This is a genomic window from Streptomyces chiangmaiensis (assembly GCF_036281785.1).
GTDB classification, from domain to species: Bacteria; Actinomycetota; Actinomycetes; order Streptomycetales; family Streptomycetaceae; genus Streptomyces; species Streptomyces chiangmaiensis.
This window is the reverse complement of sequence record NZ_JAYWVC010000501.1, coordinates 1-1,978: the sequence shown is the minus strand read 5'-3', so window position 1 is coordinate 1,978 and position 1,978 is coordinate 1. Positions and strand designations below refer to the sequence as shown.

The window sequence follows — 1,978 nt, the reverse complement described above, 5'->3', positions numbered from 1 at the left end:
GTTCGAGCCTTTTGTCTGCCAGGCTCCTCGTACGCTCCTCGACCTCGTCCAAGCGGCCCTCTTCACCGGGCGATGGGAACAGGCGCGTCGTCATGCCCTGGCCGCGCGCGACGCGCACACCGCCGAAGTATCACCGCGCCTGGCCCTCGTCACGCTCGGCTCCCTCGCGATGACCACCAAAGACATGGACGAGGCACGCATCCTTTTCGCCCAGGCCCTCGCGCATCCAGCCGGTCGAGATTTCCCGTTCGAACACGCACGTATCCACCTGGCGAACGGAATGTGGCTCCGTCGTAAACGCGATGCCAAGGAAGCGCGTGGCACCCTCACTTGTGCTGCCGAGACCTTTCAACGACTCGGCGCACGAACATGGGCGGAACGCGCCCGGCGAGAACTGCGAGCGACAGGGGTGCGTGTCCGGCCGGCCGCACCGCTGGCCGCACTGACTCCACAAGAGCGGCAGATCGCCGAATTGGCCGCCAGCGGCCTGAGCAACAAGGAGATTGCCAAGCAACTTTTTCTCTCGCAGCGCACCGTCGGCTCCCACCTTTATCACATCTTCCCCAAACTCGGCATAAATTCACGCGCCGCACTACGCGACGCCTTGAACCGGACGGAAATCGCCCCCGGTACCGATCACAGCGGTGGGGGATGAACCGTGAGCCCGAGAGTGGACGACCGGCCCCGACCGCGTTCCGGATCGACACGCCCTGATTGTCCTGAAACGAAACGAGTGACGGAAGCCTGCCGCCCGGAGTCCGGCACCCAAGGGCCGCACAGGCGGGCCGGTATGAACATTTTCGTGTCCAGTCATCCATAAAACGCATGCAGTTCGACCCTCGGCACGGTCGACCCTGATCCACAATGACGGAATGACGGTTTCGTTCGCAGTCGTCACATGGGCAGGCTCGAACAAGGACCAACCAACCTCTCTTCTTGCGAAATGATCAGGTCGGCTCCACCTTAATGGTTAAGGCTCCAGGTAAATGGAATTGCGTGAACTTCAGGCTTTTGTTGCCATTGTTGAAGAGGGAGGCATGTCCGCTGCGGCACGCCGATTGCACATCACCCAGCCCGCACTGTCACAGACGGTCAGCGCACTGGAACGACGGCTCGGGGTGAAACTTCTGATCCGAGACAACTCAGGCGCATCTCCCACCGACGCCGGGACGACGCTGCTGGCGGAAGCGCGCGCCCTCCTGGCCCGTCACGACCAGGCAGTTCGGGCACTGAACGCATTCCGGAGTGACGACAGTGGCTTCATGCGGCTCGGGGTTCCCCTGGAACTACCGCACAATGTGCTGACAACGCCGCTGAAGTGGCTGGCCGCCGCACATCCCGAAACGCGTGTACAGGTGCGCCACTTGTGCACCGGAGGACAGTTGACCGCTCTCTACAGCGGAGCATTGGACGTCAGTCTGCTGCGTGAGCGCCCCAGCGGCTCGGAGTTCGACGCAATGCTGGTCATAAAAGAAAATCTGGGCGTATTGCTCTCCGCTCAAAAAGCGCTCGAACTCTCTGAGTCAAACGGAATCCGACTGGAGAACCTGAGCGGGCTTGAGTGGGTCGGTTTTGCTCGTTGCCGAAGCCCGCTATGGTACGACGAATTGACCTCGGTTCTACGCAACCACGGTCTGGATATCGGCCCTCCCGCTCCCGACGGACAGCCTCTGATTGCCGAGGTGAAGGTGGCCGCCGTGGCCAGTGGAAAGTCCTTCGCACTGGCCCCGGCAAACTGGTCGCACCGGCTCCCGGAGTCCGTCGTCTGGTGCCCTCTCGTCGGCCAGCCCCTGGTGCGGCGCACCTGGCTGGCCTGGCCCGCCAACTCCCGTCGCAGGGACGTGGCCGGATTCATCGCCAGGTTTCCCGTAGACGGACACAACGCGGATTGAAGGCTCCCCTCCCTGAAGGGAGGGGATTCTCCACCCTCCAGGGCTGATGTGGTGATTTACGGCTCAGGCCGCCGCCTGGGCCGGCG

The 1,978-nt window shown here is 62.9% G+C and carries 2 protein-coding genes; both read left to right on the top strand.

Features of this window, described 5'->3' with window-relative positions; all coding sequences use genetic code 11:
* A partial coding sequence (locus VXC91_RS44945; protein ID WP_329513103.1) for a LuxR C-terminal-related transcriptional regulator occupies positions 1-655 on the top strand: 655 nt, incomplete at its 5' end.
* A gap of 331 nt (positions 656-986) precedes the next feature.
* Positions 987-1,892, top strand: a complete 906-nt coding sequence (locus tag VXC91_RS44940) for a LysR family transcriptional regulator (protein ID WP_329513102.1) — start codon at positions 987-989, stop codon at positions 1,890-1,892.
* The last annotated feature ends 86 nt before the right edge of the window (positions 1,893-1,978 follow it).

Excerpts from the sequence above, each read along its gene's own strand:
- VXC91_RS44940 (WP_329513102.1), top strand. The coding sequence starts at position 987 with ATGGAATTGCGTGAACTTCAGGCTTTTGTTGCCATTGTTGAAGAGGGA.